Here is a 24677-nt window from a genome sequence, read left to right as displayed (position 1 = left end):
AGCGTCTTTCTCCCCCGTCACTATACGGAGAGAAATGCCCGGCAGGGCAATGAGGGGCAGTGCCACGTTTTCGAGATTGTCTTTTCGGCCGCAGAGCCTAAGGGTGCGGTGATCGTCAAAGTCGGCGCCGCCCCTCATCCGCCCTTCGGGCACCTTCTCCCCGTGAACGGGGAGAAGGAAGGTCAAGCTTCCCCGAACACCCGCTTGAAGATCGTGTCGACATGCTTGGTGTGGTAGCCGAGATCGAATTTCTCGCGGATTTCGGCTTCGGAGAGGGCCGCCGTCACGTCCTTGTCGGCCAGCAGTTCCTCGAGGAAGTCGGCGCCGTGCTCCCAGACTTTCATGGCGTTGCGCTGCACCAGCCGATAGGCGTCCTCGCGTGACAGGCCGGCCTGCGTCAGCGCCAAGAGCACGCGCTGCGAATGCACCAGGCCGCGGAACTTGTTGAGGTTCTTCTCCATGTTCTCGGGATAGACGAGCAGCTTGTCGATGACGCCGGTGAGGCGCGCCAGCGCGAAATCCAGCGTCACCGTCGCGTCCGGCCCGATCATGCGCTCGACCGAGGAATGCGAAATGTCGCGCTCGTGCCAGAGCGCCACGTCTTCCATGGCCGGCAGAGCCATCGACCGCACCATTCGCGCAAGGCCGGTGAGGTTTTCGGTCAGCACCGGGTTGCGCTTGTGCGGCATCGCCGACGAGCCCTTCTGGCCCGGCGAGAAATACTCTTCCGCTTCCAGCACCTCGGTGCGCTGCAGATGGCGGATCTCGACTGCGAGGCGTTCGACCGACGAGGCGATGACGCCAAGCGTGGCAAAGAACATGGCATGCCGGTCGCGCGGGATGACCTGGGTCGACACCGGCTCCGGTTTCAGCCCGAGCTTTGCCGCCACATGCTCTTCAACATAAGGCTCGATGTTGGCGAAGGTGCCAACCGCGCCGGAGATCGCGCAGGTGGCGATATCCTCCCGCGCGTGCACCAGCCGCTCGCGGCAGCGCGAGAATTCGGCATAAGCCTGCGCCAGCTTGACGCCGAAAGTGGTCGGCTCGGCGTGGATGCCGTGGCTGCGGCCGATGGTGATGGTATCCTTGTGCTCGAAGGCGCGGCGCTTCAGCGCTGCCAGCAGGGCATCGATGTCGGCCAGCAGGATGTCGCTCGCGCGGGTCAGCTGCACGGCGAGGCAGGTGTCGAGCACGTCCGACGAGGTCATGCCCTGGTGGATGAAGCGGGCGTCCGGTCCGACGAATTCGGCGAGATGGGTCAGGAAAGCGATGACGTCATGCTTGGTGACTCGCTCGATCTCGTCGATCTTGGCGACGTCGAATTTGGCGACGCCGCCTTTTTCCCAAATGATCCTTGCTGCTTCCTTCGGAATGACGCCCAACTCCGCCAGCGCATCGCAGGCATGCGCCTCGATCTCGAACCAGATGCGGAAGCGGGTGTCGGGCGACCAGATGGCGACCATTTCCGGCCGGGAATAGCGAGGGATCATCTGTTTTCAGTCCTGCCTGGGAGAAGCGTCGGCCGCGTCCTAACAGAGGCGGGCCCAATGCTCAACGCCGCTGCCGCGCAAACCAGATGCTGACCGCTGGAAGCGCCGCAAACCGGGAGCGTCACCAGTTCGGCCTCTGTCTCAACGGCGTCATGCCTATCACGCCATGGTGAACGAGACGTGCCGTGCGATGCATCCAATCCGGCGTTCATTTGTTATTGTCGGCCGTCTCGCATCCAAAAGGGCACATCGCCATCCAGCGGAGGACCAGCATGAGCACCGACATCAGCAAGATACGCGGACATATGGAAGTGATCGGCGCCGACGGCGTCCATATCGGCACCGTCGACAAGGTCGAGGGCGACCGGATCAAGCTGACCAAGGCCGACAGCGGCATGGGCTCGCACAAGGGCCATCACCACTACATCTCGCTTGCCTTGGTCGCGGAGATCGACGGGCAGAAGGTATGGCTCTCCGCGAATTCCGATGTCGCCGTCACCTTCGAGGAAGAAAAATCCGATCCGACCTGATCGGCACCGAGCCAATCAACGCGACGACCAGACGGGTAACAAATCGCCATCGGCCGGCGTCGCGGCATGGACGCCACGGCTGATCGCGCGCGCTATGGTCGCGCCGGCCGCCGCGAAGAGGTCGATCGCAGCCTCGGTGCCGAGTTCGATGCCGCTCCTGCCTGTGGCCAGTGCAAACACCAGATCGCCGTCGGCCGGCGTATGCGTCGGCCAGATGGCGCGGGCGAAGCCGTCATGCGCCGAAATCGCCAGCCGCTTGGCGGCGGCCTTGCTCAGCACAGCGTCGGTGGCGATGACGGCGATGGTGGTGCTGCCGCCTTCGGCCTCGCCACCGACGCGCCGGTCGCGGTATTTCAGCACAATCTTCTTGGCATCTTGCGGCAGCGGCTCGGGATAGCCCAGGCCGCCGAACTCGTTGCCGATCTCGAAGGGCGCCGCCCAGAAATGGCGACCGCCGCCGACCGTCACCGAGCCGGTCGGATTGACGGCGGCGAGCGCGCCGATGGTGACGCCGCTGTCGAGAACGGTCGAGGCTGAGCCCAGGCCGCCTTTCAGCCCGGAGGTCAGCGCGCCGGTGCCGGCACCCGCCGTGCCGATGGCGAAATCGGCTGCTGCCACCTGCACGGCCTCATAGCCGAGCTCACGATAGGGCGGGTAGCGCCCCCAATCCTTGTCGCCGCCGTTGCGCAGGTCGAACAGGATCGCGGCCGGCACGATCGGCACGCGGAAGCCGCCGACCTCGACACCGATGCTCCTCTCGCGCAATGCCGCCTGTACGCCGGAGGCGGCGTCAAGGCCGAAGGCAGAGCCGCCGGACAGAACGACGGCATGGATCGTCGCGATAGAATTCTGCGGCTCGAGCAGGTCGGTCTCGCGCGTGCCCGGCGCGCCGCCCAGAACCTGGATGCCGGCAACCGCCGGCTCGTCGCACAGCACCACCGTGACGCCGGATTTGAGCCCGGCGTCGGCGGCATTGCCGACGCGGAGGCCGGCAACGTCGGTGATGAGATTACGTGGTCCGGTGCGGAACATCACTTGTCCTCCAGCGGCACGAAATGCGTGCCGTCGAATCGGAAGAGGCGAAATGGGTTCTGGCTGAGATCGCCCTTGGCGTCGAAGCGGATGGTGCCGATCGCGGTCGCGAAATCATGGCCGGTCAGTGCTTCGCCGAGCGGCTTGCCGGTGCTTTCCGCGCCGGCAAGCGCGGCCTTGGCGACCTCGACCGCGGCATAGGCCGGCAGCGTGTAGCCGTCCGGCACGATGTTCTTCGCCCCGAAAGCCTGCACCACCTTGGAATCGGCGACCTCCGCCCATTCCGGCGTGGCGATCATCAGCGTGCCGACCGCATAGGGGACATCGCCCGCCGGCGTGCGCAAGTTTTCGCCCCCGGCGAAAGTGATACCGGCGTCGAGGGAGGCGGCGTCGCGACCCATGATCGCGATATCGTCGCCGTCGCCGCCGGCGAACACCTTGGTCGCGCCCGCCTTCTTCAGCCGGCCGACCAGACCGATCTGGTTGTCGAGCTGCGGCCGGAACGTGTCGACGAAGACCGGTTTCAAGGCGGCCTGCTCGGCCGCGGCGCGGAAGGTCTCGGCCATTTCGCGGCCATAGATGGTGCCGTCATCGACGATGGCGAACAGGTCGTCGCGCCAGAGCTGAGTGAGCTTGGCGGCAACGGCGTTGCGCTCGTCGTCGCCGCGCGGGCCGAGCCGGTAGACCGGCCAGCCGGTCTTGGCGCGCCGGTCAGTGAGGCTTTCGGTGCGCACGCCGACCGTGATTACCGGAATATTGGCACTTTTCAGGATGGGCAGCGCGGCCTCGATCGCCTCGGTGCAGAGAAAGCCCACCACGACATTGATCTTGGCCTCGACGAATTCTTTTGCCGCCGCGGCGCCGCCATCGGCCGTGCAGGCATCGTCGATGACTTTCACCGTGATGCCGTTTGCCTCCGCCGCTACATCCGCGCCGGTCTCGACCTGCTTGCCGAGGATCGCCGACGGACCGGAAAGCGGCGCCGCGACGCCGACCAGCGTCTCGGCCTCGGCGCTCGCGGCCAGCGACAGCCAGAGCAGCACGGCTGATGTCGTCGTGAGAAGACGCATTCGGGCTAAGAAATCCTCCATGCCGGGGATACAGTCCCGACACTATTCCAGGAAATGCCTAAAGGCTGGCTAAGCGGCGCGCAACACGCGAATTTGCGGATTGCAGTCAAGCACTTCGCCCGTGGTATGCAACTTGTGGCGTGCAATATGCCGCCATATATAACGGACTGGTTCCGACAGGTGGATTATCGGGTGCTCAAGATCAATGATATCGGACCGCAGCACTATCGCGATGCGATGGCGCATTTTGCCGGCCATGTGCATGTGGTGACGACGGACGGGCCCGGCGGCAAACGCGGCGCGACGGTGATCGCCGCCTGTTCGGTTTCGGACACCCCGCCGACGGTGCTGGTCTGCCTCAACCGTGAGAACGTGAAGAACGAAGCCTTCATCAAGAACGGCAAGTTCGCGTTGAATACGCTCGCCTCGAACCAGGAAGCCGTCTCGATCGGCTTTTCCGGCATCACCGGCCTGCCGGCGGACGAGCGCTTTGCGCTGGCCGAATGGGATGTGATCTCGACCGGCGCGCCGACCCTGAAAGGCGCCCTTGCCGTGTTTGACTGCGAGATCATCGATACCAAGGATTTGGCCACTCACCGTGTGCTTTTTGGCAAGGTGACAGGCCTGCGCATCGGCGATAATTTGCGGCCGCTGATCTACCACAACCGCGGCTATCACGTTCTTTGAAACGTGCAAGCGGATTCACGGAGACGAGATGACCGCGCCGCGCCCCGCGCCGAAAACGATCGACGAAACACTCGATCTTTTGACCGGCGCGGATTATGTCGCGGACCGTTCGCTGGCGACCGTGCTGTTCTTATCGCTGCGCATGAAGCGGCCGTTGTTCCTCGAAGGCGAGGCGGGCGTCGGCAAGACCGAGATCGCCAAGGTGCTGGCCGACGCGCTCGGCCGCCGGCTGATCCGCCTGCAATGCTACGAGGGTCTCGATGTCTCCTCGGCCGTCTATGAGTGGAACTACGCCGCCCAGATGATCGAGATCCGCATGGAGGAGGCGGCCGGCAAGGTCGTGCGCTCCGACATGGAGCGCAATGTCTTTTCCGAAAAATACCTGATCCGTCGCCCGGTGCTCGATGCGCTGACCGGCAAGGCGGACGCTGCGCCGGTGTTTCTGATCGACGAGCTCGACCGAACCGACGAGGCCTTCGAGGCCTTCCTGCTCGAAATCCTGTCCGACTTCCAGGTTACCGTTCCCGAGCTTGGCACGATCAGGGCGGAAGAGCCGCCGATCGTCATCATCACCACCAACCGCACGCGCGAAATCCACGACGCGCTGAAGCGGCGCTGCCTTTACCATTGGGTCGACTACCCGAACGCCGAGCGCGAGCTGGAGATCGTTCGGCGCAAGGTGCCGCAGGCGAACCGCCGGCTCTCGGCGGAGGTCGTCTCCTTCATCCAGAAGCTGCGGCAGGTCGAGCTGTTCAAGGCGCCCGGCGTCGCGGAAACGATCGATTGGGCCGGCGCATTGACGGAGCTTGACAAGGTGGCGCTCGATCCGGAGACCGTGTCGGACACGATCGGCGTGCTTTTGAAATACCAGGACGACATCGCCCGTATCGGCGAGGGCGAGGGCCGGCGCATCCTCAATGAGGTGAAGGCCGAGCTTTCGGCCGCGGAGTAGGGCGATGCCGTCGCCGCGTCCGGAACCCAAGGAAGCGCTCGCCGATGGGCGTATCGCCGACAACATCGTCTATTTCGCCCGCGCCTTGCGCAAGGCCGGCATGCGCGTCAGTCCGGCCTCGGTGAAGGACGCCATCGAGGCGGTGCTTGCCGCCGGCATCGGCTCGCGCGACGATTTCTACTGGACGCTGCATGCGGTGCTCGTCTCGCGGCACGAGGATCATCCCGTCTTCGACGAGGCTTTCCGCCTGTTCTGGAAATCGCGCGAGCTGATCGAGAAACTATTGGCGATGTTCTCGCCGGTCGCGCCGGACGATCGCGAGAAACAGCAGCCGCGGGCGGCGGAGAACCGCGTCAGCCAGGCGATGTTCGAAGGCCATCGGAAAAACCAGCCGGCGCGCGAAGTGCCGGAGGTCGAGGTCGATGCGCGGATGACTTTTTCCGGCAACGAGGTGCTGCGCGGCAAGGACTTCGCCCAGATGGATGCCGGCGAAATGGCCGAGGCCAAAAAGGCGATCATGGCCTTGCGCCTGCCCTTCGACCTCGTCCGCACGCGGCGCTTCAAGGCCGACGCGCAGGGGCGCCGCGTCGATCCGCGCGCCATGATGCGCTCGGCCGCGCGCACCGGCGGCGCGCTTATCCTGCCGAAATTCCGCTCGCAGCGTGAAGTGCACCCGCCGCTGGTGGTGCTGGCCGACATTTCCGGCTCGATGAGCCAGTACACGCGCATCTTCCTGCATTTCCTGCATGCGTTGACGGAAAAGCGCCGGCGCGTGCATGCCTTCGTCTTCGGCACGCGGCTGACCAACCTGACGCGGCAGATGCGCCACCGCGATCCGGACGAGGCACTGGCCGAATGCTCGGCGGCGGTGAAGGACTGGTCGGGCGGCACCCGTATCGGCGATACGCTTGCCGAGTTCAACCGGCTGTGGTCACGGCGCGTGCTGGGGCAGGGCGCCGTGGTGCTCCTCATCACCGACGGGCTGGAACGCGACGACGTCACCGGCCTGTCGCAGGAGATGGAGCGGCTGCATAAATCCTGCCGGCGGCTGATCTGGCTCAATCCGCTGCTGCGCTTCGACGGGTTCGAGGCGCGCGCCCGTGGCGTCAAGGCGATGCTGCCCTATGTCGACGAGTTCCGGGCGGTGCATAATCTCGACGCGCTGGCCGATCTTTGCGCCTCTCTCGACCAGCGGCCGGCCGCCGTGGTCGATCCGCGCCGCTGGATGCGACCTGGCGACAGGCGCGCTGCGTAGCCATATGATCCTTGGAATCTTGGCTCGGGAAAAACAGACTTTGTGAGAAGCGACGATGGATGAGAGCATTTATCTCGATGAGGCCCGCGATCCGCTGATCATCGCGGAAAGCTGGATGAAGGACGGCAAGGATGTCGCCATCGCGACCGTGGTCGAGACCTGGGGTTCGGCGCCGCGTCCGGTCGGCAGCCATCTGGTCATCGACGCCGATGGCAATTTCCATGGCTCGGTCTCAGGCGGCTGCGTCGAGGGTGCTGTCGTGACAGAGGCGATGGACGTCATCGACAGTGGCAAGGCCAGGATGCTGGAGTTCGGCGTCGCCGACGAAACCGCCTGGCAGGTGGGGCTGTCGTGCGGCGGCCGCATCAAGGTCTATGTCGAAAGGCTGGGCTGATCATTCATGGATCCATACGTCCTCAAGACATTGAACGAGGAACGCCGCGCCCGTCGAGCGGCCGTGCTTGTCACCGATCTCGGCGACGGCCGAGACCGCATCGTGCGCGAGGGCGACCATGTCGCTGGCGATCTCGGGGCGGCGATCGCCAATGCGTTCCGCACCGGCAATTCGCGGTCTGTGGAGGCGGAAGGGCGGACCTTCTTCCTCAACGCGCATCTGCCGCGCCCGCGCCTCGTGGTGGTCGGCGCGGTGCATATCAGCCAGGCGCTGGCGCCGATGGCCAGGATCGCCGGCTACCCGGTCGAGATCATCGACCCTCGCACAGCTTTCGCCACGCCGGAGCGCTTTCCGGAGGTCGCGCTGCATGCCGAATGGCCGGAGGATGTGCTGAAGCGCGCGCCGCTCGACAGCTATACCGCGCTTGCCGCCGTCACCCATGATCCGAAGATCGACGATTTCGCGCTGAAGGCGGCGCTCGACGCGCGGTGCTTCTATGTCGGGGCGCTCGGCAGCCGCAAGACCCACGCCAAGCGTGTCGAACGCCTGCTGGCGCTCGGTGCCGGCGCCGACCAGATCGCCCGCATCCACGCGCCGATCGGTCTCGACATCGGCGCGGCCAGTCCGGCGGAGATCGCCGTCGCGGTGCTTGCGCAGACCATTCATGCCTTCCGCTCGCGCGGTCTCGAAGCAAAAGGCGCCGTGGCGTGAAATTCGGGCCGGTTCCGATCGATGAGGCGGAAGGGGCGGTGCTGGCGCATGCGACCGCCGCCGGCGAAAAACGCTTCCGCAAGGCGCAGCGGCTGAGCCGCGAGGATATAGCGGCGCTCAAGGCCGCTGGCGTCGGCGAAGTCGTCGCGGCTGTCCTCGATCAGGACGATCTCGGCGAGGATGCCGCCGCCGCCAAGATCGCCGCCGCCATGAGCCACCGCAACGTTGAGGTGAAGCCTGCCGCAACCGGGCGGGTGAACCTGCATGCAGGCGCTGCCGGCGTCTTTACCGTCGATGCCGGAATGATCGACGCCATCAACGCCGTCGATCCGGCCATCACCATCGCGACGCTGGCGCAGCATGCGCCGGTCGAGAAGGGGCAGATGGTGGCGACGGTGAAGATCATCCCCTTTGCCGTTGCCGCAAGCCTGGTGGACAGCGTGGTTAAGATTTGCGCCGGCCGCGAGATATTTGCCGTCAACGCCTATCGTCCCATCACTGTCGGCGTCATCCAGACGGTGCTTCCGGGCGTCAAGCCGAGCATGCTCGACAAGACGCTGCGCGTCACAGAGGCGCGGTTGGCGCGCTCAGGCGGCCGGCTGACGGCCGAGCGGCGCACGCCGCATGAAATTGCGCCGGTCGCCGCGGCCGCAACCCAGCTGGCGCGCGACAATGACATGGTGGTGATCTTCGGCGCCTCGGCGATGAGCGATTTTGCCGATGTCGTGCCGGCCGCGATCGAACGTGCTGGAGGTACCGTCGTCCGTGCCGGCATGCCGGTCGACCCCGGCAATCTGCTGGTGCTCGGAACGCTGGACGGCAAGCGCGTCGTCGGCGCGCCCGGATGCGCGCGCAGCCCGAAGGAGAACGGCTTCGACTGGGTGCTCGATCGCCTGATTGCCGGGCTGGAGGTGACGGCGGGCGATATTGCCGGCATGGGCGTCGGCGGACTTCTGATGGAAATCCCGACAAGGCCGCAGCCGCGCGAGCCTGCCCCGCAGCCGGCAAGGGCGGCGCTGAAGGTCGATATCGTGCTTCTGGCCGCCGGCCGCTCGAGCCGCATGGGCGGACCGAACAAGCTTCTGGCGCTGTTCGACGGCGAGCCGCTGGTGCGCCGCACCGCCCGGCGGGCTCTGGGCTCGAAGGCTGCCAGCACCATCGTCGTCACCGGCCACCAGCGCGAGCGCGTGCGCTCCGCGCTCTCCGGCCTCGGCGTGAGCCTCGCCGACAATCCGGACTTCGCCGATGGTCTGGCATCGTCGCTGAAGGCGGGCATCGCGAGGGTCGGGCCCGATGCGGCAGGCGCCATGATCGTGCTCGGCGACATGCCCGGCGTTTCATCGAAAGACCTCGACAGCCTGATCGATGCGTTCCGCCGTTCCGGCGGGCACGCGGTCGTACGCGCCTCGCATCAGGGCAAGCGCGGCAATCCGGTGCTTTTGCCGCGATCGCTTTTCGCGGGCGTCGCGCAGCTTGAGGGCGATACCGGCGCGCGGCATCTGGTCGAAGCCGAAGGCCTCGACGTCATCGACGTCGAAATCGGGCAGGGCGCCGCGATCGATGTCGACACGACCGAGGCGCTGGAAGGTGCGGGCGGCGTTCTGCAGGATTGACAAAGCAGAGCCGAATTTCGCATGGCTCTCTCATGTCTTTCCGCTTGCGACGTCTCTTCGCCCTGGTCACCGCAACAGCGCTGTCCCTTTCGGCCGCTGAGGCGCAGACGCTTTCGCTGAAGCCGTTCAAGGACGACCTCTTCGCCTATCCTGCAGCGCTCTCGACTGGCGACAATGGCGCCTATACCGTCCTCGACTATCACGAGATGCGCGATATCAACCAGCGCGACGAGGTGCCGGAAAAGCGCGTTCGTGCGCAATACACCGACCCGGGCGTGCGCAAAGTGCAGCAGGACCTGATGCTGAAGACCGACGCCGGCGATATAAGGCATGTCGCGGTCGGCAGGACGCAAGGCGCTTCCATAATCGTGCTCTACCTGCACGGGCAAGGCGGCAGCCGAAAGCAGGGCGTTGACGATTTTACGTTCGGCGGCAATTTCAACCGCATCAAGAACCTGATGGCTGCCAACAACGGGCTCTATCTTTCGCCGGATTTCCCGGATTTCGGCGACAAGGGCGCGGCGCAGGTCGCGGCATTGATCGATCACTATGCCCAACAATCGCCGGGTGCGAAGATCTTCGTCGCCTGCGGCTCGATGGGCGGCATGATCTGCTGGAAGCTCGCCGCGCGCAAGGACACCGGCGGCCGCATCAATGGGCTGCTGCTGCTCGGTTCGCTCTGGGACGACAGCTTTCTCACCAGCCCCGCCTTCAAGCGCCGCGTGCCGGTGTTTTTCGGGCAGGGCAGCCATGATGTGGTCTTCCCGGTGGAGAAGCAGGAAGCCTTCTTCCGCTCGATCCTGGCCAAGAAGTCTTACCCGACCCGGTTCGTCCGCTTCGAGACAGGCACGCACGGCACGCCCATTCGCATGGTCGACTGGCGCGGCACGCTCAACTGGATGCTGACGAAAGCCCCCTGATCAACGTTCTGCGTCAAGGGGCGGTGTTGTAGTCGATGACCGTCTGCGGATTGATCTCGCCGTCATAGGAAGCATCGACGTCATACTGGACGAGCGAGAAATCGCCGTTGCGGAAAAGATAGGTTCCCGATGACGATGCATCCCCCGCACCACGCCATTTGTTCGATGTGGTGATGGTCTTGGTGTTGTCGTCATAGTCCGAGTTGGTCGCCCAGCCGCTGGTCTTGAAACCAATGATGTGGATCGACTCGACCTTGCCTTCGCTGTTGTTGTTCTCGTAGCGGATGTCGAGATCCGGCTCGGTGAACTGCAACTGTGAGACGCCGTTGACGTCATCGGCGATGTAGTAGACCGCCGTCTCGTTATAGGCGGCCATCGAACAGAAGAAGCGGAACAGCCGCGTCTCGCGTTCGGGATCGTTGGGCTGGGCGTCCTTGTCCTTGTAGTGGATGGAGTGAGCCTCGGGTTCGCCGACCGGCTTGCCGTCAGGATCCTCCTTGTCGCACTGGTCGCCATAGGTGGCGAGGAAGGCTTTCCTGGCCTGCTCCAGCGCCTCGTCCTTCTTCGGCGGTGGTGGGCCGTCGCCGCAGCTTGCCGGCACGGCGCTGTCGAAATCCTCGGTCGACGGCTTCAGCGCGCCCTTGTCGATGAAGATCGGCTGGAAGGGCGGCTCCTGGATCTGCGCGTTGACCTGGCGGACCGTGTAGCAGCCGGCAAAAACCTTGGGCTCGCCCTTCTTGTCGGTCGCCCGGATGGCGACCGGAACGCTGTAATAGATGCTGCCGGCCGCCCCTTCGTTCGATATGGCGCCGGTCTTGACCTCAACGCTGTCGGTGCCGTCGTAACCCTTGACGAAGGCGTTGAAGTCTTTTGCCGGCTTCGTATCGCCGAAATAGCCCCAGGCGCGGGCAAATTCGTGGCGGTTGATGGCGCTGTAGAGCGAGCGGATGACGGCGTCGGCGCTTGATCTGTCATCGATGTAAGGCGCATCCGCCGCGGGGGCGGACTGCGTGAAGCCGGCAAGTGAGAAAAACACGGTCGCTGCGAAAACGGCTCTTTTCATCGAATCCTCCGCTCGGTAACGAAAATACTACCATGGGGATTGCGGCGGCGCGGTGACGCCACAGGCAGGACCGCTTGAAGAATCGTGATGGGAAGCGCTAGCTCACGACCCGCGGCGCTGGGGCCGTGTGGGGAGATTGCCCGTGACCATTTCCATGTACGATATCTCGGTCGGCGTGTTTTCCGCGAGGCTGAAGGCGCTGGCCAGCGTGTTGACGGCGGCGGAGCAGAATGCCGGCGAGCGCAAGATCGATCCGCAGGTGTTCCTTGCCGCGCGGCTGGCGCCGGACATGTTCGCGCTGACCAGGCAGGTCCAGATCGCCACCGACCACGCCAAGGGCGCGCCGTCGCGGCTCGCCGGCCGGGAGGTGCCGAGATACGAGGACAATGAAGCGAGCTTTGCCGAGCTGCAAGCCCGGATCGCCAAGACGCTCGATCATCTGGCGTCGTTCACGGCGGCCGATCTGGAAGGGTCGGAAGACAGGACGGTCGAACTGAGGCTTGGCGGGCGCGAAACCACGCTCCCCGGCCTGCAATACCTATTGCATGTCGCGACACCGAATTTCTACTTCCACGTCACGACGGCCTACGACATCCTGCGCCATAATGGCGTGCCGCTCGGCAAGCAGACTTTTCTCGGAAATCGCTGAGTTATGAACAGGTTGGAGGTTTCCCGGCATGCCGGGAAACCTCTTTGGTTCAGCGCATCTCAGCGGATCGACATCTCGCGCGCGATGCGCGGAAAATCCGCAGGTTTGATGCCGATATCGGCGCGATCGGCATTGCTCATCGCGTTCAGAAGCGCGAGCGCCGCACGGTAACGCTGCTGTTCCTGCGGTCTCGGCCGAGCGAACATTTCAGTGAAGAACCCCATGACTCAGTTGCCCCTGTTGGTCCTCCCGACACCACAATATAGGCGATTTGTTAAAATTGTGCAGTGCAGCAATTGCATGGCTGCCATGCCGGACGAAATTTTTTCCGCCACAATCGATTTTTAGTGAAACTTCCGGTGGGCTCGACCGTATTGACCGGTGCCGGCTCATGGCCGGCTTTTTCCTCGCCACTCCTGGCGACCCCTGCCGGGCTGCACGAAATGCAGTCCGGCCTTTTCCACTGGTGGTCTTTCTCTGGCGCAAAAGCCGGCAATTGTTAACATCGCCAGCATTCATTTTTAACGAGAGCCTCCTATGTTCGGCGGCATCAACGCATGCCGGCACCACAGGGAGGCTGAGATCGGCACCGGGAACAAGCTCGATTTCGCTTCGTTGCTCGACGACCTGATCGTCGCCTCGGAGAAAGGCGAGGAAGAGGGCGCCCGGCCGTCTATTCCATTCGACTATCTGTCCGTGGCCGATGAATTGCATTCGGGCCGCATCAAGGTCGCCGGCGAGAGCGTCGCCGCCGAATATCGCGAGTCCGGCGACGACCTCGCGGCTGAGTTCGCCGCACTTCTCGACCAGGCGAAACTGTCGCTTGCCGGCGAGGAACACCGGCCGGAGGAGAAGCTGCCGCCGATCGATCCCGAAGCGATCGCCGGCGAGCTCGGCCTCGACCGTCCGGCCAAGAATGCCGATTTCGGCCGCATCCGCCGCAATTTCGCTTTCGCCAACCACCCGGACCGGGTGGCGCCGCATCTGCGGCAGCGCGCCATGATCCGTATGCAGGTGGCCAACATGCTGATCGACGAGGCCAAGCGGCGGGCTTTGGCTGGGGCTAGGCGGTAGTTCCGCGCGGAATTCACTTAAGAGTCTGAGGCCGCGGGGCTTGGAGAAACTCCGGCCTGTGCTCCATGCTTGAACTTCCTCTCTGCGCTGTCCGCGCAACCTCCCGCCGGAGAAACCCCATGCATAAACGCCGCCTCGGTCGGACCGACCTTCTTGTTTCGCAAATCTGCCTCGGTTCAATGACCTGGGGTCAGCAGAACACCGAAGCCGAGGGCCATGCGCAGATGGATCTGGCGTTCTCGCGCGGCGTGAATTTCATCGACACGGCCGAGCTTTACCCGATTCCGCCCAAGGCGGAGACGCAAGGGCGCACCGAGAAGACCATCGGCAGCTGGATGAAGGCCAATCGCAATCGCGACAAGGTCATCCTCGCCTCGAAGGTGGTCGGCCGCACCGCCAACACGTGGTTCCGCGGCGATCGTCCGTCGAAGCTGGTGCGCGCCGACATCTTCGACGCCGTCGAGAAATCGCTGGCCAAGCTCGGCACGGACTATATCGACCTCTATCAGATCCACTGGCCGGACCGGGACATTCCGTGGGGCTCGAATCCGACGCGCGTCGGAGCCGTGGCGCGGCGTGCGGATGCGGCCGGCGGTGCGGGAGACGAGACGCCGATTGCCGAAACGCTCGCCGTCTTCGACGAATTGGTGAAAGCGGGAAAGATCCGCCATCTCGGCCTCTCGAACGAGAGCTCCTGGGGTGTCATGCGCTTCGTCTTCGAAGCCGAGAAGGGCATTGGTCCGCGCGTCGCCTCGCTGCAGAACGCCTACAATCTCGTCAACCGCACGTTCGAGGTGAACCTCGCCGAGGTTTGCGAGCGCGAGCAGATCGCGTTCCTTCCCTATTCGCCGCTGGCGCAGGGCTACCTGACCGGTAAATACGACCATGGCGCGCGGCCGCAGGGCTCGCGCTCGCAGCTGTTCAACCGCGGCCAGCGCTACGAGACGCCGAATGCGGCGGAAGTGCTGCTTCAATACAATGAGCTGGCGCGCTCCTTCGGCATGGAGCCGGCGCTTTTTGCGAACGCCTATGTGACAAGCCGGCCCTTCGTCACCGCGAACATCGTCGGCGCAACCACGATAGCGCAGCTCGAGATGGCGTTGTCCTCTGCCGACGTCACCTGGACGGAGGAGATGCAGAAGGCGGTCGACGCCATCCACCAGCGCGTCGGCAATCCGTGCCCTTAAGCGGGAATCGGTGAAAAACAAAAAGGGGTGGAGATGATGGCAGATTTTCCGGTCGAGGCCGTGCGCGGCAGGTTTCCGGCGCTTTCGCTGACCGATGACGGGCGCCGGCGCATCTATCTCGACAATCCCGCCGGCACGCAGGTGCCGCTGACGGTGGCAGACGCGGTGTCGCGCTGCCTGCTCTCGACCAACGCCAATCTGGGCGGGTTCTTCGAGACCACGGTCGCGGCCCAAAAAGTGGTCGACGACGCCCATGCGGCAATGGCCGATTTTCTGAACGCATCGAGCATCGAGGAAATCGTCATCGGCGCAAACATGACGACGCTGACCTATCACATGTCGCGCACGCTCGGCCGCATGATGAAACCTGGCGACGAGATCATCGTCACGCGCATGGACCACGAAGGCAATGTCTCACCCTGGCTGCAGCTTGCCGAGGATCTCGGCCTTGTCGTGCGCTTCCTGCCGTTCGACGAGCGGAGCTGGCAGGTGGAGGAGGCCGCGCTCAAGGCGCTGCTTTCGGACAAGACGCGCCTCGTCGCGCTGAACTATGCCTCCAACCTCACCGGCTCGATCAACCGGGTGAAGGCGCTGACGGCGATCGCCAGGCAGGCCGGCGCGCTGGTCTATGTCGATGCCGTGCAGTTCGCGCCGCACGGGCTGGTCGACGTGCAGGAGCTCGGCTGCGATTTCCTGATCTGCTCGGCTTACAAATTCTTCGGCCCGCATATGGGCATATTGTGGGGCCGCCGCGACGTGATCGACGCGCTCAAGCCGTACAAATGCCGCTGCTCTTCGAACGTCCTGCCCGAACGGTTCGAACTCGGCACGCCGCAGATCGAGCTGATGGCGGGGCTTACGGCGGCAATCGACTATTTCGCCGATCTCGGCGCTTCGGCCGGCGAGCGCGGCTCGCGGCGGCAGCGGATCGCCAGGGCGTTCGAGGTGTCGATCGCCTACGAGAACGTGCTGGCGCGGCAACTGATCGACGGGTTGTACGACATCGAGGGCCTGGTCATTCACGGCATTACCGATCCGAAGCGCCTCGCCGAGCGGGTGCCGACGATTTCCTTCACCGTGGAAGGCATCGAGCCGGAAACGATCGTGCGGCAGATGAATGCCGAGAACATCTTCGTCTGGTCAGGCCACAATTATGCGTGGGAGGTCGTCCACCAGCTCGGCATACCGGCCGAGCAAGGGGTCGTGCGCATCGGCATTGCGCATTACAACACGGCGAAAGAGATCGAGGAAACGCTGGGAAGCGTGCATCGCGTGATCGCGATGCTGCGGCAGCAGCGCTAGTCTTTCTTGCCGCCGAAACCGGTGAGGAATGCGGTGAGATTGTCGCCGAGGGCGTCGCAGAGATAGCCGCCTTCCTGGACGATGATCGTGGGCAGGCCGAGGCCGGCGATCGCTTCGCCGATGCGCGAGAAGCCGGGCGTCGTCACCGACAGGCCGCCGAATGGATCGCCCTCGAAAGCATCGAGGCCGAGCGCCACGACCAGTGCTTCCGGCGCGAAGGCGCGGATGCGCTGGAAGGCCGCCGCCAGCGCTTCGAGGAAGGCCTCGTCGCCGGATTTGCGTGGCAGCGGCAGGTTGAGATTGTAGCCGAGGCCGGGGCCTTCGCCGCGCTCGTCGGCATGTCCCCAGAAGAACGGGTAGAAGCGCACCGGGTCGGCGTGCAGCGAGACGGTGAGCACGTCGGGACGGGCATAGAAGATACCTTGCGTACCGTTGCCGTGGTGCAGGTCGACATCGAGGATGGCGACGCGGGCGGAATTCTTGCGCAGAACCTGCGCCGCGACCGCCGAATTGTTGATGAAGCAGAAGCCGCCGGCGACATCGGCGAAGGCGTGATGGCCCGGCGGGCGGCAGAGCGCATAGGCCGACGCCGCGCCGGCCATCACCGCTTCAGCGGCTTCCACCGCGCTCCAGGCGCTCCACAGCGCGCTGTTCCAGGTCTCGGCCGAGATCGGGCAGGCGGTGTCGGCCATGTGATAGCCGGCCTGGCCGACAGCCGAGGCCGGATAGGAGCCGTTGCGGGCGATCGGGTGGATGTTCGGGATCACCTCTGCCGAAGCGCCTTCGATGCGCTGCCAGCGAATGAAAATGTGCTGGAGGAAATCCAGATATTCGGGCGTGTGCACCGCCGAGATCGGTCCAAGTCCATGATTTTTCGGACGTTCGACCGTCAACCCGGTCGATCTTGCGCCGGCTAATAATCTCTCGATCCGCTCCGGCTTTTCCGGATTAGGCTGCGGCGCCCCGCTGGAGAGGAAAGCCTTCGGGTCATGGCGTTTCTGCTCCTCGGCATAGAAGGCTTTCATCGTCACTCCTCCGGCGTGTCAGCAAAGGCAAAGAAGGCATCGCCGACGATCTTCTGCACCTGCTCGTAACTCGACCAGCCGATGCCAAGTCTCTCATAGAAGGCCTTGGCGGTCTCGTTGTCGGTATCGACGGAGAGCCTCAGATAGGCGCCGCCCGCCGCGCGGCACTCTTTCGCGACGCGGCGCAGCAGTTTTTCGCCGATCCGGCGCCCGCGAAAACGATCCTCGACGTAAAGGTCCTGCACATAGACACCCGGCCGGCCCATCCAGGTCGAGAAGATCGGAAAGTGCAGGCAAAGACCGGCGAATTCGCCGCCGATCTCGGCGATCAGGGTCGAGAAGGCGGGCTTTTCGCCGAAGCCGTAGCGACGGAGGTCGTCGGGCGTCGATTGGATCTCTTCCTGCGCGCCGATGTGGGTGCTGAGGCGCAGCAGCGCGGCGTGAATGGCTTCGACATCCTCGATGCGACCGGGGCGGAGCGTAACCGGTGCCGGCATCAAAACACCTTTCTCACCCCTGCACCGGCAGATCGAGTTCCTGCGCCAGCGCCTCCAGGGAGTCGCCGATGATGGAGATCATCTCGCAGATCTGCTCGCGGGTGATGATCATTGGCGGCGCCACCATGAAATTGTCGCCGTCGACGCCGCCCTTGACCTTGCGGCCATAGATGATCAGGCCGCGCGCATAGGCGTGATCGAGCAGGCGCTGCGTCGCCTTGCTGGCTGGATCGATGGGCTTCAGCGTCTCGGGGTCGGCGACCATCTCGGCGCCGGTGAGCAGGCCCTTGCCCCGCACATCGGCGATGAAGGGGAAGCGCTTCTGCAAGCCCTTCAACTCCAGCATCAGCACGTCGCCCATGGCGGCGGCGTTGGCGATGAGATCGAGCCGGTCCATTTCGCCGAGCACGGCAAGGCCGGCGGCGCAGGCAAGCGGATTGCCGGCATAGGTGTGGCCGTGCTGGAAGCCGCCCGAGGCAAGCAGCGGCTCGACCAGTCGCATCGGCGCGGCGAGGGCGCCGAGCGGCGCGTAGCCCGAGCCCAGCCCCTTCGAAAGTGCTACGATGTCCGGCCTGCAGTTCCAGTGATCGCCGCCGAGGAATTTGCCTGTTCTGCCGGCGCCGCTCATCACCTCGTCATGGATCAAAAGGATGCCGTAGCGGTCGCAGATTTCGCGGATGCGCGGATAGTAACTGTCGGGCGCGACAAGCGCAGCCGTTGCCGCGCCCCCGATCGGCTCCATGATGAAGGCCAGAACGCTCTCCGGGCCCTCGGATTGGATCTTTTCCTCCAGCATGTCGGCATAGCGGATGCCGCGCTGTTCCATCGAAAGGTTGTCGCGGTCGCGCCAGGCTGTCGGCGCCGGCACTGTCGGCATCACCCGCATCATCGGCGTGAAGGTTTCGGCGAGCGCGTCGTCGCCGGTGATAGAGAGCGAGCCCAGCGTGCCGCCATGATAGGACGGGAAGCGGGTGATCACCTTCCAGCGCTTGGGCTGGCCGGTGGCCACCGCCCATTGCCTGGCGAGCTTGATGCAGGATTCGGTCGCTTCGGACCCGCCGGAGACGAAGAAGATGCGGTCCATGCCTTCGGGAAGTTTGCCCGCGAGCTCCCGCGCGAACTCCTCGGCCGGCTCGTTCTCGAAATGCAGCCGGTAGGCAAAGGTGGTTTTGTCCATCTGCCGCTTCATGGCGTCGAGCACGTTGCGGTTGGAATGGCCGATATTGGCGACCATCGGCCCGCTCGAGCCGTCGATGAAGCGGCGGCCGTCCTGCGTCCAGAAATAGATGCCCTCGGCGCGGTCGACGAGCGGCCGGCGCAGGCTGGAAAGATAGAACAGATGCGATGGCGGCCGCGCTTCGGCGTCGGGCGAGGGCTGCACTTCCAGTTTTGGCATATCAGGACTTTCCGAGATAGCGGTCGAGAACATTCTTGGTCACGCGTTCGACCATCGCGTCCTGCCTTAGCAGGCCGGCGATCCATTCGCAGCTTCCGGCGTGGAACACCTCGCCTTTGCCGCGCGGGAAATTGACGATCATGCCGTTGCCGCGCTTGACCTTGTCGAGGTTGGCGTCACTGGCCTCGCCGAACAAGGTCTCGGCGGTGAAGCGGCCGTCCTCGTCGGTAAGGAACTGGTCCTCGATCGGAATGTCGGCGCTTTCCTCGACCTGGCTCGCCATGCCGACCGCCAGCACCTGCAAGCCATCCGGCGCGCCGCTGGTTGCAGTCGGGTAGGGCAGGCCGCCACGGATCTCGAAATCGAGCCCGTCGACCTCATAGCCATAGACATGGCTGTCGGCGCCGAGCAGGTCGCCATAATAGATCCCGGTGCCGGCAAAGGCCCAGTGCTCGGGCCGGTAGACCGGGAAGCCGCGCACGCCGCGCGGTGCGCAGCCGCCCCAGCCGGCATAGACGCCCCGCGTCGCATTTAGGCCGAAGGTGGCGCTGCCGGGACGGCCGATCTCCGGCGCTTCCCAGGAATTGGTGGCGCGGGTGACGTCGCCGCCGCGATAGACAGGGTCTTCCGCGCGCGCCTTGTATTTGTAGCAGACCTGGCGCCGGCCCTCGTCCTCCAGCCTGGTCTGCCACATGAAATTGCCGGCGAAGCGCGCCGCATGGCCGCCGCGCTCGACATAGGCGTCGACGGCGTCGCGCATCTCCCAGGTCCAGTACTCGTCATGGCCGACGAAGGCGACGCAGTCATAGCCGTCGAGGATTTCGGGCGAGAAATGCAGTTCGTGCTGGCTGGCGAGATCGATCTGGTAGCCGGCGCGTTCGGCGAAGCGGAAGAAATGGCTGTCATAGCTTGCCCATCCGGACGAGGCGTATTTCTTCGAATGCCCGGTGGCAAAAGCCCATTCCATATGCGGATAGCGCGGCACGGTTTTCGGCGGCACGGCAACTTCGAGCGGCACGCGCGGCGCATCCTTGGGCAGCACGACGAAGCCGCGGCACCAGGGGCGCTGGGTCGACACCGTGGTGGCGTATTGATCGCGATTGGGGCCGGTGATGCCTTGGTAGTGGTTCGAGCCGCCCCAGGTGTTGTAGGCGGTCCAGGTGCCGGTCGCGGCGACCTGCAGCAGGCGGCCGGGTTTCTTGCCGGGCAGGGGGGCGACGATGAAGAGGTGATGGCTGCGGATCGGGTCATCGTCGCGGCTTTCGGCCGAAAGCGTGAGGCGATAGGCGCCGGATGGCCAGTCGTCGCCGACGCGGAATTCGAAGGAAGCCTCCCAGCCGCAGCCTTCGACCGAACACTGATCTGGCGTGTCCTGCCAGCGCGCCGACAAGCCGGTCCTTTCGAGGATCTTGGTTTCGGTGGCGCCGTCGCGAACAATGGCGATGCTGAATTGCGGCATCGTCGAGCTCACATGCAGCGTCACCGTTTCGCCAGGTCGGTAGGAAAAGCGGTCGCTGTAGCCCCAGATCTCGCCGCGCTCACCGTCCATGCCCGGCCATTCGTAATAATGGCCGCGCACCGCCTCGCGGCGTTGCTCGAGCGTCAGCCCGAAATCGGGGAATTCGGTGGGCAGCTGCGTCAAGGAACACCTGAGATCACGAGGCCGTCATTGAGACCATCGGCTGGGCAACCGTCAAATGGAAAGCATCGGGCCAGCGTGGGCTTGCGCTTGGCGATATCCGGCAAACGGATTATCTCAGCTTGAGGCGATGTTCCAACGCCGGGAGCCGACATGCTGCGGGTGCAAAAGGTCAAGGTCGACGACATCTACGTGCCGACGGCGCGGCGCAAGACGCTGCATCCCGAAACCGTGCGCCATCTCGCCGAGGATATCCTCGAGAACGGCATGAAGACGCCGATCCAGGTGCGGCACGACGGCAAGCGCCACATCCTGGTTGAGGGGCTGCATCGGCTCGAAGCCGCGAAATGGCTCGGCGAGACCACGATCGACGCCTATCTCGTACAGGCCAAGCGCCACTGACCCTGGGCGTCCGGCCGCTGCATCACCGTTAGCGATCGCGTTCCATCAAAGCTTTTTGATTGACGCTGCCGTGCCGGCGGTTAGAGCGTGCCGATAGTGCACGACCAGGATGCTTGCCATGGCGAAATATGAGGGCGGATGCCTTTGCGGCGCGGTGCGGTATAGGGCAGAGGCCGAGCCGATCAACGAGCGCGTCTGCCATTGCCGGATCTGCCAGAGAGCGATCGGCGCCGCCTTCAACGCGCGGCTTCTGTTCCGCATCGACGATGTGACCGTCGAAGGGCCGGTCGCGACGATCAATTCCACGCCGGACCTCAAGCGCGGCTTCTGCCCGGCCTGTGGCACGACGCTTTTCTCAAGGCGCGACTCCCGGGGCATTCTCGGCGTCACCTCCGGCTCGCTCGACGACCCGTCGCTGTTCAAGCCAGACATGCATTTCTGGACCGCTTCGAAGCAGCCTTGGGTAAAGCTCGACGATGGCCTGCCGCAATATGAAAGCGCGCCGCCGGCCTGAGTCATTGCGACGCAGGCCTGCACAAAAATTTCATCTTCGATTCACGACATAGCCGGCAAAGCGTCATTGGCGGGCCATCATTGGCGCCTATCTAAGCGCCATGCGGGCAGGCATCGAGGAGGCGACGGATGAGCGAGAGCATCAACACCTTGGACGAGCTTTTGAACGACCCGATGATCCAACTCGTGATGGAACGCGACCGGGTGCGTCCGGCAGAGATTCGCCTGCTTCTGGAGAAGGCGCGCGACAGGGCCGGCGATGATTCCCGCATCGACCAGGCTTCAGTGCCGCCGGCGCATGTGGTGGCAAGAAGCTGCCTGAAGCAGTGGCTCTATCGCTGAGGCGACCCCAAAATATGCCGGTTTCCCGCCGCGAATTGCACAAGGACAACAGCCGCCGGTCAGCTCGAGTGCGCGGGCAGGTAGCTGTAATGATTGCGCAAATAGGCGAGCTTGAAGCCGAGCCGGTCATAATTGCGATAGGCCGGCCCGTCGCGGTCGGGGCGCGGCGCCTCGATGTCGGCGACGAACAGTTTCGCGCCGGCGGCGATGCCGTCGCGAACCAGCCTTTCGCCGAGCATGGCATCAAGATCGAAGCTCGGCGCCATGATTCCCGGCACCGGGGCGTCGATGCCGCTCCAGGCCGCGCCGCCTGAGATGAAGAGCGAGCGCACGGCGGCGACCGCGCCCCCGCGTTTCAGCATGTAGTGATGCCAGCCCTTGCGGCCGACAAGCGCCGTGAGCCAGGGCGTGGTGGGGAGCCTGTATTTGGCATCGATGAAGGAAGCCCAATCCGATGCCGTCCTGGGCGTGACCTCCTCGACCACCAGATCGTCGACCGGGATCAGCGGATCGCCCGGAAAAAGCGGTTCCTCCGGCAGCGGCGTGGCGTCGCGATAGATGCGCTCCCAGCCGCCCTGATGCTGCAGGCCGCGCGCTTCCAGCCAGCACCGCAGCCGCGCCGGTTCGGCATGCGGATTGGTGTAGAACCACGGCCGCATGACGCCGGCATCACGGTAGCGCTGGAGCAGCGCGTCGACCTGCTCTTCCGTCGCCGGACCATCGACGCCGATATTCTTCACGCAATTGAAATGGATGAACGGGATCGTCGTGCAGGTGGTCCAGACAAGATCGCCGTCGCTCGCGATCGACAGCCCATGCCGCGCCGCGAAGTCGGTGGGCGCCGCTTCGTAGAGGTCGAGCCAGGCAGCCACTTCGGCGCGCTCGATGGCCCGGCTGAAATCGCGCGACACCTCCTCGATCGCGATTTCGGCAGCATGCGTTTCCGGTGGGACGATCGGTTGCAGTTCCGAGAGGGCGGCGGTCGACATGAAAATCCTCCTCCGAATACCTTACAGTGTAAGATTAGTGGATGATAATATGGCGACGACCGTTGTCAAGCAGGATTAGCGGCACCTTACAAATCCGTGAGTTGGAATCACGCTATCGTGAGGCTAAGCCTGTCCTCCAGGGCTTTTCGAATTACGATTCACTTTTGCTCCGGGGCAGGGCCGGGGCGCTGGGAAAAGGATTGAGATGACCGACGTCTGCACTCAAGGGTTGGATACCGGCTTTGTCGGCCTGGGCTATGCCAAGGTGGCGTTTCTGGGCATCGTGCAAGGCATCACCGAATTGCTGCCGATCTCGTCGACCGCGCATATGCGTATCGTGCCGGCCGTGCTCGGCTGGCAGGATCCCGGCTCGGCCTTTTCCGCCGCCATGCAATTGGCGGCGCTGGCGGCGGTGGTCAGCTATTTCTGGAGCGATGTCAGGGACGTGCTGTTCGGATCGCTTGCCGCGATCTCGCGCCGCGATTTCAGCGACCGCTATTTCCGCCTTGCGATCAGCATCGTGCTTGCCACCGTGCCGATCGTCATTGCTGGCCTTGCGCTCTCGGGCGCGCTGAACGCCTGCAATTCGCCGCTGCGCGGGCTCGCCGCCATCGGCTGGGCCTGTATCGTCATGGCGATCCTCCTGGCGCTCGCCGAGATATTCGCCAGCCATAAGCTAATGCTGCGCCAGGCGTCGATCCTCGACGCGCTCTTGGTGGGCGTCGCCCAGGTCGGCGCGCTCATTCCCGGCGTCTCCCGCTCGGGCTCGACGCTGACGGCGGCGATGGGGCTTGGCTTCGCCCGGCCGGAGGCGGCGCGCCTGTCCTTCCTGCTCGGCTTGCCGGCCATCGCGCTCGCCGGCCTCAAGGAACTCTATGAACTGCACAAGGTGCATCTCGACGCGCATGGCTGGTCGATCCTGGCCGTCGGCCTCGTCGTCGCCTCGGTCTCGGCCTTCTTCGCCATATGGGGGCTGATGCGGGTGCTCGAGCGCTTCTCCGCCTGGCCGTTCGTCATCTATCGCGGCCTGCTCGGCGTGGTGCTCCTGATAAGCGTCGCGGCCGGTTGGCTCACCTGACGCAATCCAGGAAATCCGCGCAGCGGCGTCGACCGAATCCGCTATACCGGTGCTGACGAGCGGGACGCGCTGATGGATCTTGGGACGCTGTTGCAATCGGTACCTTTGCTAGCCGGGCTGGTGAAATCGGCGGTGCCTGCCGCCGTCGGCGCAGGCATGGGCCTTGGCCAATGGCTGGCGGCCTTGCCGCCCTGTCGCAATCAGATTTTCGAGAGCGCGTCCTATCTGGTCTGCGAGGCCGATCCGAAGCATTTCTCAATCGAGCTGTTCTGGAAGAACAAGGACGGCGACTTCTACCGCTCGCTGCACAATCTGCGCAGCGCGCAGCAGGCGACAGGGCGAAACCTGCTGTTCGGCATGAATGCCGGCATGTATCATCCGAACCTCATGCCAGTCGGGCTCTATGTCGAGCGCGGCGAGCAGGTCACGCCGGCGAAGACCGGATCGGGATCCGGCAATTTCTCCATGCAGCCCAACGGCATCTTCTATCTCAGCGCCGGCAAGGCCGGGGTCCGCGCGACCAAGGATTACCTCAAGCGCCCCCCGCGCGTCGATTATGCCACGCAGTCCGGGCCGATGCTGGTCATTGACGGCAAGCTGCATCCGAAATTCCAGGCCGACGGCACCTCGCGCAAGATCCGCGACGGCGTCGGCGTGCGCCCCGACGGCGTCGCGATCTTCGCGATCTCGGACGACGTCGTGACCTTCCACCAATTCGCGAGGCTGTTCCGTGACCAACTCGGCTGCCCGAACGCGCTCTTCCTCGACGGCTCGATCTCCAGCCTCTATGCGCCAGGGATCGGCCGCAACGACGACTTCTGGAATCTCGGGCCGATGATCGGCGTGTTCAGGCGGTGATCGAAGAGC

At 64.5% G+C, this 24677-nt stretch carries 27 protein-coding genes; 17 read left to right on the top strand and 10 right to left on the bottom strand.

Translation table 11 applies throughout. From position 1 onward, the window contains the following. Positions 1 to 182: 182 nt before the first annotated feature. A complete protein-coding gene (gene purB, locus MJ8_RS18270) occupies positions 183 to 1490 on the bottom strand; it encodes an adenylosuccinate lyase (protein ID WP_201410211.1) in 1308 nt (435 codons plus the stop codon). A gap of 272 nt (positions 1491 to 1762) precedes the next feature. Here purB and MJ8_RS18265 point away from each other — a divergent pair, with 272 nt between their 5' ends. Next, the gene (locus tag MJ8_RS18265; RefSeq protein ID WP_040982323.1) at positions 1763 to 2020 is read left to right on the top strand and encodes a DUF2171 domain-containing protein; all 258 of its coding nucleotides are present in this window, start codon (positions 1763 to 1765) and stop codon (positions 2018 to 2020) included. 15 nt (positions 2021 to 2035) lie between these two features. Here MJ8_RS18265 and MJ8_RS18260 read toward each other — a convergent pair whose 3' ends face one another. Then, positions 2036 to 3052 carry a P1 family peptidase gene (locus MJ8_RS18260; protein WP_201410210.1) on the bottom strand — a complete coding sequence of 339 codons (1017 nt, stop codon included), beginning with the start codon at positions 3050 to 3052 and terminating at the stop codon, positions 2036 to 2038. Further along, positions 3052 to 4122, bottom strand: a complete 1071-nt coding sequence (locus tag MJ8_RS18255) for a branched-chain amino acid ABC transporter substrate-binding protein (protein WP_201410209.1) — start codon at positions 4120 to 4122, stop codon at positions 3052 to 3054. The genes MJ8_RS18260 and MJ8_RS18255 overlap by 1 nt, the downstream gene beginning before the upstream one ends. A 192-nt stretch (positions 4123 to 4314) precedes the next feature. Between MJ8_RS18255 and MJ8_RS18250 the strand changes: the two genes are divergently transcribed. The 7 genes from MJ8_RS18250 to MJ8_RS18220 are packed head-to-tail and all read left to right on the top strand — an operon-like array spanning position 4315 to position 10654. Next, complete coding sequence (locus MJ8_RS18250; RefSeq protein ID WP_201415479.1) at positions 4315 to 4809, top strand: flavin reductase; 495 nt, start codon at positions 4315 to 4317, stop codon at positions 4807 to 4809. 28 nt (positions 4810 to 4837) lie between these two features. Beyond that, entirely contained in the window at positions 4838 to 5761 is a 924-nt protein-coding gene (locus MJ8_RS18245; RefSeq protein ID WP_201410208.1) for an AAA family ATPase, read from the top strand. A gap of 4 nt (positions 5762 to 5765) precedes the next feature. Beyond that, positions 5766 to 7016, top strand: coding sequence for a vWA domain-containing protein (locus MJ8_RS18240; protein WP_201410207.1), 1251 nt, complete (start codon positions 5766 to 5768; stop codon positions 7014 to 7016). 55 nt (positions 7017 to 7071) lie between these two features. After that, a complete protein-coding gene (locus MJ8_RS18235; protein WP_201410206.1) occupies positions 7072 to 7410 on the top strand; it encodes an XdhC family protein in 339 nt (112 codons plus the stop codon). Between the two features lie 6 nt (positions 7411 to 7416). Further along, entirely contained in the window at positions 7417 to 8121 is a 705-nt protein-coding gene (locus tag MJ8_RS18230) for an XdhC family protein (protein WP_201410205.1), read from the top strand. Continuing rightward, the gene (locus MJ8_RS18225) at positions 8118 to 9734 is read left to right on the top strand and encodes an NTP transferase domain-containing protein (RefSeq protein WP_201410204.1); all 1617 of its coding nucleotides are present in this window, start codon (positions 8118 to 8120) and stop codon (positions 9732 to 9734) included. Before MJ8_RS18230 ends, MJ8_RS18225 begins: the two co-directional genes overlap by 4 nt. A gap of 32 nt (positions 9735 to 9766) precedes the next feature. Continuing rightward, the gene (locus MJ8_RS18220; RefSeq protein WP_201410203.1) at positions 9767 to 10654 is read left to right on the top strand and encodes an alpha/beta hydrolase; all 888 of its coding nucleotides are present in this window, start codon (positions 9767 to 9769) and stop codon (positions 10652 to 10654) included. A 13-nt stretch (positions 10655 to 10667) separates the two neighbouring features. Here MJ8_RS18220 and MJ8_RS18215 read toward each other — a convergent pair whose 3' ends face one another. After that, entirely contained in the window at positions 10668 to 11717 is a 1050-nt protein-coding gene (locus MJ8_RS18215) for a DUF1176 domain-containing protein (protein ID WP_201410202.1), read from the bottom strand. Positions 11718 to 11859: 142 nt separating this feature from the next. Here MJ8_RS18215 and MJ8_RS18210 point away from each other — a divergent pair, with 142 nt between their 5' ends. Further along, positions 11860 to 12366 carry a DUF1993 family protein gene (locus MJ8_RS18210; RefSeq protein ID WP_201410201.1) on the top strand — a complete coding sequence of 169 codons (507 nt, stop codon included), beginning with the start codon at positions 11860 to 11862 and terminating at the stop codon, positions 12364 to 12366. A 59-nt stretch (positions 12367 to 12425) separates the two neighbouring features. On the opposite strand, the gene MJ8_RS18205 is transcribed toward MJ8_RS18210, so the two are convergent. Next, positions 12426 to 12590 (bottom strand): DUF1127 domain-containing protein, encoded by a 165-nt coding sequence (locus MJ8_RS18205; protein WP_096874857.1) that lies wholly within the window; start codon positions 12588 to 12590, stop codon positions 12426 to 12428. Positions 12591 to 12903: 313 nt separating this feature from the next. On the opposite strand from MJ8_RS18205, the gene MJ8_RS18200 reads away from it, so the two are divergent. The 3 genes from MJ8_RS18200 to MJ8_RS18190 all read left to right on the top strand — a co-directional run bounded on the left by MJ8_RS18200 (position 12904) and on the right by MJ8_RS18190 (position 15929). Next, a complete protein-coding gene (locus MJ8_RS18200) occupies positions 12904 to 13440 on the top strand; it encodes a hypothetical protein (RefSeq protein WP_412177068.1) in 537 nt (178 codons plus the stop codon). A gap of 119 nt (positions 13441 to 13559) precedes the next feature. Then, entirely contained in the window at positions 13560 to 14627 is a 1068-nt protein-coding gene (locus MJ8_RS18195) for an aldo/keto reductase (protein ID WP_201410200.1), read from the top strand. A 36-nt stretch (positions 14628 to 14663) separates the two neighbouring features. After that, positions 14664 to 15929 carry a cysteine desulfurase-like protein gene (locus tag MJ8_RS18190; RefSeq protein ID WP_201415477.1) on the top strand — a complete coding sequence of 422 codons (1266 nt, stop codon included), beginning with the start codon at positions 14664 to 14666 and terminating at the stop codon, positions 15927 to 15929. Here the strand turns inward: MJ8_RS18190 and MJ8_RS18185 are convergent. The 4 genes from MJ8_RS18185 to MJ8_RS18170 are packed head-to-tail and all read right to left on the bottom strand — an operon-like array spanning position 15926 to position 20489. Beyond that, the gene (locus MJ8_RS18185) at positions 15926 to 16954 is read right to left on the bottom strand and encodes a histone deacetylase family protein (protein ID WP_201410199.1); all 1029 of its coding nucleotides are present in this window, start codon (positions 16952 to 16954) and stop codon (positions 15926 to 15928) included. The genes MJ8_RS18190 and MJ8_RS18185 overlap by 4 nt on opposite strands. 2 nt (positions 16955 to 16956) lie before the next feature. After that, positions 16957 to 17451: a GNAT family N-acetyltransferase gene (locus MJ8_RS18180; RefSeq protein ID WP_201410198.1), complete on the bottom strand. Its 495-nt coding sequence runs from the start codon at positions 17449 to 17451 to the stop codon at positions 16957 to 16959. 13 nt (positions 17452 to 17464) lie between these two features. Continuing rightward, the gene (locus MJ8_RS18175; RefSeq protein ID WP_201410197.1) at positions 17465 to 18847 is read right to left on the bottom strand and encodes an aspartate aminotransferase family protein; all 1383 of its coding nucleotides are present in this window, start codon (positions 18845 to 18847) and stop codon (positions 17465 to 17467) included. A gap of 1 nt (position 18848) precedes the next feature. Next, complete coding sequence (locus MJ8_RS18170) at positions 18849 to 20489, bottom strand: N,N-dimethylformamidase beta subunit family domain-containing protein (protein ID WP_201410196.1); 1641 nt, start codon at positions 20487 to 20489, stop codon at positions 18849 to 18851. Positions 20490 to 20639: 150 nt separating this feature from the next. On the opposite strand from MJ8_RS18170, the gene MJ8_RS18165 reads away from it, so the two are divergent. The 3 genes from MJ8_RS18165 to MJ8_RS18155 all read left to right on the top strand — a co-directional run bounded on the left by MJ8_RS18165 (position 20640) and on the right by MJ8_RS18155 (position 21743). Beyond that, the gene (locus tag MJ8_RS18165) at positions 20640 to 20888 is read left to right on the top strand and encodes a ParB N-terminal domain-containing protein (protein ID WP_040981203.1); all 249 of its coding nucleotides are present in this window, start codon (positions 20640 to 20642) and stop codon (positions 20886 to 20888) included. Between the two features lie 118 nt (positions 20889 to 21006). Then, positions 21007 to 21402, top strand: a complete 396-nt coding sequence (locus MJ8_RS18160; protein WP_201410195.1) for a GFA family protein — start codon at positions 21007 to 21009, stop codon at positions 21400 to 21402. Between the two features lie 128 nt (positions 21403 to 21530). Beyond that, positions 21531 to 21743: a hypothetical protein gene (locus MJ8_RS18155; RefSeq protein WP_041008661.1), complete on the top strand. Its 213-nt coding sequence runs from the start codon at positions 21531 to 21533 to the stop codon at positions 21741 to 21743. A 59-nt stretch (positions 21744 to 21802) separates the two neighbouring features. On the opposite strand, the gene MJ8_RS18150 is transcribed toward MJ8_RS18155, so the two are convergent. Then, positions 21803 to 22732, bottom strand: coding sequence for a hypothetical protein (locus tag MJ8_RS18150; RefSeq protein WP_201410194.1), 930 nt, complete (start codon positions 22730 to 22732; stop codon positions 21803 to 21805). Positions 22733 to 22937: 205 nt separating this feature from the next. Between MJ8_RS18150 and MJ8_RS18145 the strand changes: the two genes are divergently transcribed. Both MJ8_RS18145 and MJ8_RS18140 read left to right on the top strand, forming a co-directional pair. Next, a complete protein-coding gene (locus tag MJ8_RS18145) occupies positions 22938 to 23810 on the top strand; it encodes an undecaprenyl-diphosphate phosphatase (RefSeq protein WP_201410193.1) in 873 nt (290 codons plus the stop codon). Between the two features lie 72 nt (positions 23811 to 23882). Beyond that, positions 23883 to 24668 carry a phosphodiester glycosidase family protein gene (locus MJ8_RS18140; protein ID WP_201410192.1) on the top strand — a complete coding sequence of 262 codons (786 nt, stop codon included), beginning with the start codon at positions 23883 to 23885 and terminating at the stop codon, positions 24666 to 24668. The last annotated feature ends 9 nt before the right edge of the window (positions 24669 to 24677 follow it).

Source organism: Mesorhizobium sp. J8 (assembly GCF_016591715.1).
Taxonomy (GTDB): Bacteria; Pseudomonadota; Alphaproteobacteria; order Rhizobiales; family Rhizobiaceae; genus Mesorhizobium.
This window is presented reverse-complemented; position numbering and strand designations above follow the sequence as displayed.